Origin of the sequence: Acinetobacter sp. V2, from assembly GCF_001188385.1 — a bacterium.
Taxonomy (GTDB): domain Bacteria; phylum Pseudomonadota; class Gammaproteobacteria; order Pseudomonadales; family Moraxellaceae; genus Acinetobacter; species Acinetobacter oleivorans.
Genome location: NZ_JZFB01000010.1, coordinates 27,223 through 33,152, shown reverse-complemented (window position 1 = coordinate 33,152; position 5,930 = coordinate 27,223). Strand labels below are relative to the sequence as shown.

General features: G+C 41.3%; 7 protein-coding genes. All 7 read right to left on the bottom strand.

The features are described from left to right. Window positions 1-180: 180 nt before the first annotated feature. The gene (gene nadA, locus UC75_RS17880) at window positions 181-1,245 is read right to left on the bottom strand and encodes a quinolinate synthase NadA (protein WP_009390598.1); all 1,065 of its coding nucleotides are present in this window, start codon (window positions 1,243-1,245) and stop codon (window positions 181-183) included. A 144-nt stretch (window positions 1,246-1,389) separates the two neighbouring features. Then, window positions 1,390-2,610 carry a bifunctional glutamate N-acetyltransferase/amino-acid acetyltransferase ArgJ gene (gene argJ, locus UC75_RS17875; RefSeq protein WP_049838359.1) on the bottom strand — a complete coding sequence of 407 codons (1,221 nt, stop codon included), beginning with the start codon at window positions 2,608-2,610 and terminating at the stop codon, window positions 1,390-1,392. Between the two features lie 133 nt (window positions 2,611-2,743). Further along, window positions 2,744-3,223 carry a methylated-DNA--[protein]-cysteine S-methyltransferase gene (locus UC75_RS17870; RefSeq protein ID WP_049838358.1) on the bottom strand — a complete coding sequence of 160 codons (480 nt, stop codon included), beginning with the start codon at window positions 3,221-3,223 and terminating at the stop codon, window positions 2,744-2,746. Window positions 3,224-3,235: 12 nt separating this feature from the next. Beyond that, complete coding sequence (locus tag UC75_RS17865; RefSeq protein ID WP_004794435.1) at window positions 3,236-3,556, bottom strand: DMT family transporter; 321 nt, start codon at window positions 3,554-3,556, stop codon at window positions 3,236-3,238. 149 nt (window positions 3,557-3,705) lie between these two features. Then, window positions 3,706-4,701, bottom strand: coding sequence for a cation transporter (locus UC75_RS17860; protein ID WP_049838357.1), 996 nt, complete (start codon window positions 4,699-4,701; stop codon window positions 3,706-3,708). Between the two features lie 28 nt (window positions 4,702-4,729). Then, the gene (locus UC75_RS17855) at window positions 4,730-5,485 is read right to left on the bottom strand and encodes a copper resistance protein B (protein ID WP_049838356.1); all 756 of its coding nucleotides are present in this window, start codon (window positions 5,483-5,485) and stop codon (window positions 4,730-4,732) included. Further along, window positions 5,472-5,930, bottom strand: a 459-nt coding sequence (locus UC75_RS22380; protein ID WP_228137487.1) for a multicopper oxidase domain-containing protein, incomplete at its 5' end; no start/stop codon positions are given. The genes UC75_RS17855 and UC75_RS22380, both read right to left, overlap by 14 nt.

Sequence of the window (5,930 nt, the reverse complement as noted above, 5' to 3'; positions counted from 1 at the left end):
CCCAAACCAGGTGCACTACCAGGCTGTGCTATGCTCCGATCTATCTCAGCTTTTGCTGTATCGCACATCGTGCGGTACGGTGTGCATTCTAGGCGCGACGCCCTCAGACGTCAACACCTATTGTCAAAAAAAGTTAAAAATCCTTATCAAATGTATATTTAACAAGCATTTTGAGGTTTTTTAACGCTTTAACGATGCACTAAAGGCTAACATTCGATCTAAAGGCATTTTGGCACGTTCAGCAAGCGCTGGTTCGACGTGTATTTCCTGATCACCTTTTTGTAAAACTTCTAAAATTCCATCGAGTTCATTCATTGCCATCCACGGACAGTGAGCACATGAACGACAAGTTGCCCCCTCACCTGCTGTTGGCGCTTCAACCAAAATCTTATTAGGTACCGCTTGCTGCATTTTGTAGAAAATACCACGGTCAGTTGCCACAATGAGTCTTTCATTTGGCAAAGTCTGTGCAGCTTTAATCAGTTGAGAGGTACTACCTACCGCATCTGCAATGTCTACAACCGACTCTGGTGACTCTGGATGTACCAATACAGCCGCATCTGGGTACAGTGCTTTCATGTTGGCAATGCCACGTGCACGGAATTCTTCATGTACAATACATGCGCCATCCCAAAGCAACATATCTGCACCAGTTTTCTTTTGAATATAGCGACCTAAGTGCTGATCTGGTGCCCAAATAATTTTTTCGCCTAAGCTATCTAGGTGCTCAACAATTTCTACAGCACAGCTTGAAGTCACCACCCAATCTGCACGTGCTTTAACAGCAGCCGATGTGTTGGCATAAACAACTACGGTGTGGTCAGGATGCTGATCACAAAATGCTGTGAACTCGTCAACTGGACAGCCCAAATCGAGTGAACAGGTTGCCTCAAGTGTCGGCATTAAAATTGTTTTTTCAGGAGACAGGATTTTAGCTGTTTCTCCCATAAATTTGACCCCAGCAACAACCAGTGTTGAGGCAGCATGATCTCGTCCGAAACGGGCCATTTCTAAAGAGTCAGAAACGCATCCACCTGTTTTTTCGGCAAGCTCCTGTACTTCAGGGTCGCAATAGTAATGAGCAACAAGGACAGCATCACGTTTTTTGAGCTCTGCTTCGATCTGTGCAAACTTTTGTTGTTTGGCTTCTTCACTTAAGCGATTGTCTTTTGGCTCACCTAAACGGTCTAAATGCGCTTGTACAATGTTTTTTGCATCGTTGGCAATTAAAGTCGCATCACTCATAAAACGTCTTCTCTATCCTTCATGCTGGCATACCTGCTCGCATATAACGTTACTGCTTAAATGATTTACGGATTGAATCATTTAATATCAAAAGTTAGGGCTAATAAAAAAGCCTCTTTGTCGAGGCTTGATTATAACTGATATTTAAGAACGGTAATCAGCATTAATTTTGACATAGTCGTAAGATAAGTCACAGGTATATACCGTGTCTTTGGCTTGACCACGTCCTAAATCAACACGAATGGTAATTTCGGTTTGAGCCATAACGCGCGCGCCCGCTTCTTCGGTATAGTCTTCAGCTGCGCCACCATCTTTACAGATTTGTACGTCGTCTAACCACACTTGAATTTTAGACACGTCTAGGTCTTTAACTCCTGCATAGCCAATCGCAGCTAAAATACGTCCCCAGTTCGGGTCCGATGCAAAAAGTGCAGTTTTAACGAGTGGTGAATGCGCAATGCTATAAGCAATGTCACAACACTCCTGAATGTTACCGCCACCCTCTACAGCCACAGTAATAAACTTCGTCGCGCCTTCACCATCACGAACAATTAACTGTGCTAAACGATTCATCACACGAGCAAGTACTTCTAACACTTTAGTGTAGCGTGCATCACTGTCCGATGTAATTTCAGCGCCGCCCGCCTGACCTGTTGCAACAAAAATACAAGAGTCATTTGTTGAGGTATCGCCATCAATCGTAATACGGTTAAATGAATGCTCAACTGTGGTTTTTAGTAGCTTTTGTACTAAATCACGGCTAATAGGTGCATCTGTTGCTACAAAGCTCAACATGGTTGCCATGTTCGGGCGAATCATTCCGGCGCCTTTACTAATACCTGTCATGGTATAAGTAATGCCATCAAGTTCAAATTGTTCAGATGCACCTTTAGGTACTGTGTCTGTGGTCATAATGCCAGATGCAGCATCATTCCAAGCCGCTTCTTGTACGCTATTTAATGCAGGCTGAAGACCAGCAAGTAAACGTTCCATCGGAAGTTGCTCACCAATCACACCCGTAGAAAACGGAAGAACTTCAAAACTGTTTACCCCAGCGATCTCCGCCAATTTTGCACAAGTATCCTGAGCATTTTTCAAACCCGTAGGTCCAGTTCCTGCATTGGCATTACCTGTATTAATCACTAAATAACGAGGATTACCTTCGGCAAGATGAGCTTTAGAAACATGAACAGGCGCTGCACAAAATGCATTTTGAGTAAATACACCAGCAACATTTGAACCTTTTGCAAACTCAAAAATGACTAAATCTCGTCGGTTTTGGTAACGTACATATGCTTCTGTTGAGCCAATTTTTACACCTTTTACCACATGCATTTGTGGCATTGTTACGTCACCGACAGCCATTTTTAGAACATCCAAAGTTTGTTGAATAAGATCAATATTTCAAAAAAAGCGATGCCATGAAGCACTTTCTTCATGAAATATCATAGAGGACAGCTTAGTAGAAAAGTCTAAAAAAATCGAGCGCAAAAACGGCTCATTGTTGCTCTAGTTTTAATAAAATAACTTTCTTATCAAGCCCACCAGCAAAACCAATTAAAGCACCGCCCGCACCAATGACACGATGACAAGGTGCAATAATTGAAATCGGGTTTTTGCCATTTGCCGCGCCAACGGCTCGCACCGCTTTTTCATTGCCAATTTGAACAGCAATATCTTTATAACTTCTTGTTTCACCATAAGGGATGGTCAATAAAGCAGACCAGACCTGCTTTTGAAATGCAGTCCCCTCGAAATCTAGTGGCAATGTAAACTCACGGCGTTTACCTTCAAAATATTCTTTTAATTGTTGTTCGGTCTTTAATAATACTGGATGCTCAAGTTGTTCGACTAGCTCGGCCAGTCGAACACGTTTTGGATTTTCATTGTCCCAGAGTATTGCCACCAAAGCATTTTCATTCGCAACCAGCTTTAATTGTCCAACAGGCGAATTGATATACTTATAAGACAGCAACATAGTTTTATTCTCTTAGGAAGGCGATGAAATTTTCATTAAAACCAAACCTGACACAATCAATACAGCGGCAATCATTCGCATAGCGCCAACAGGCTCATGAAGAAAGAAAATACCGACTAGAAATGACCCGATTGCGCCAATTCCTGTCCAAACCGTATAGGCAGTGCCAAGGGGTAAAGTTTTCATTGAAATTGAAAGTAGAATTACGCTCAAAATCATAAAAACTACGGTAATAACACTAGGGGTTAAACGTGTAAAACCTTCGGACATTTTCATAGAATATGCCCAAATGATTTCAAATACACCTGCTAAAATTAAAATAGCCCAAGCCATAACATTCACTAATTTTTATAGTGTCAGGTCGTCCCGACATGATGACCCAATATGGGGGAGGTCGTTCCTCCTTTATGTGAGGACTCAGTTTACTTTAAAATAAAAAATGAAGGCAAACCCTATCTAAAGCTTGCCTGTCTTAGAAAATCTTATTCATTTTTTAACTGTAAAATTTTTCGTGCGCCATTTAAGACAAACAAAACAATAATTAATCCAATCATTAAATCAGGATAAGGAGAACCTGTGATGGCAACTAATATTCCCGCGACAATGACACCTAAATTGACGATGACATCGTTTGCAGAAAAGATATAACTCGCCTTCATATGTGCCCCGCTCTCTTTATGGTCTCTCATTAAATAAAGGCAACTAATATTGGCTGCCAGAGCCAATCCACCAATTAAAATCATGAGAATTGAAACGGGTTCACTGCCGTAAATAAAACGGCGCAACACATCAATTAATACAATTATGGCTAAGCCAAACTGGAACCATCCTGAAAGATGAGCAGCCTTTAATTGTGCATTTAGATTTTTACCCACCACAAATAAAGCAATGCCATAAATTGCAGCATCGGCAAACATATCAAGTGAATCAGCAATTAATCCGGTCGATGAAGCAATAATACCTGCCATAAACTCAATGACAAACATGACGCCATTAATGAGTAACAACCATTGTAAAACTTGCTTTTGTGCTGCATTGGTTGAAGAACTAGCTCGAACCTTTTTAGGTTTTTCAACAGGCTCATAATGTGGCTGCGTTTGTTGTAATTCCGCCCCTAGTCCTAAACGTTGCAGACTTTGAGTAATCTTTTCAGCTTGAACACTGTGATAAATCGCCAAATGCCGTGCTGGCAAGTCAAAATGAAGCTCTTGAATATCGTCAGCGTAAGAGGCCAAAGCCATCCGTACCATTTGCTCTTCAGCTGCACAATCCATGTGAGGAATATGATAATAACTCACCCATTGGCTCTTTCTAGGCACAGCTTCACTAGGTGTAGAATACTCCTGAGACGGCATGCTTGAGCACCCGCAGCTAGAGCCAGTTTTACTTAAATGTATTTGATTCTCTTGTTTTTCTAAAGCCATCTGTGCACCATAACTGACACAAAAAACAATGCCATCAGTATAAACCAATGGCATGTCATTAAGCTTAATTTTTGTTCGGCAATTAGAACTTAAGTGTTAACCCTGCTCCATAATACCAACCATGTTCAGAGTCGGTTCCAGTTTGCCAAGCAGTTTGTTTTAAACCTTTTTCATAGCCGTAACCCACATCAACAAATGGCATGACCTTTTTGTTGATTTCATAACGGGTTTGAAAACCAGCTTGTAAACTTGATAAACCTGTTTTACTGGCATAGCGAGATTCATCTTGCAAAACGACATCTGCTTTTAAATAAGGTTTACCAATTAACTTTTGGGTAAAGAGCAAGTCCCTTTCCGTTTCTAAACTTAACTTCCATAGCTGGTCTTCACCTGCATAAAGATATGCATCGGTTTCAAAAAAGTAAGGTGCCATGCCATGTAAACCCACAACACCAGCCCAACGATCTTGCTTTTCATCTTCTCGTTGCAAACGTTCGTAGTTTACACCGGCCTGTACATCCCAATAGTCAGCTACATTTCGACTATAAAGTACTGAACCGCCATAATTAGCATCTTCTGACTCAGCTTTTTCAACATGGGCTTTAATGAATAATTTATTTTCATCAGTTCCCACCCAAGTTTCTAATTCAGAAGAAAAACCACCTTCTCCTTCTTCATTTTGAGTCCAGCCAGTATCAATTTTTGTTGCCTGATAGATCTGTCCACCATGTTCGCGTAAATGATCATGTGTTAAGGGCTCTTGTGCCAAAGCAAGAACCGATACGCAAGAGAAAATACCGCAACATATCATTTGAGAAGATAACTTAGTGATGCGCATGACTAGCTCCTTTTTCATTTTCAGATTGAACAGGGGCTTGAGATGCATCTACTGCCCCATCATTCACTTGAGCCACAATCAACTTATTCATCATCCCTGCACTCATGTGATAAAGCAGATGGCAATGAATCGCCCATTCTCCTAAGGCATCGGCTGTTAATAACGCAGTAACTGTCTTTCCTGGTGGAACAATAACGGTATGTTTATTTGGCAAGTTTTCAGCTTGCTGACCATTTTCCAATTGCATGAACATGCCATGTAAATGCATTGGATGAGCCATCATGCTGTCATTCACGAACTTCAAACGAATACGTTCGCCATACTTAACTTGCAATGGCTCAGCTTCGCTAAATTTCTTGCCATTAATAGTCCAGATATAACGCTCCATGTTGCCGCCTAAACGAATAACAAGCTCTCGTTCTGGCGCACGTTTGTCTGGCTGAGG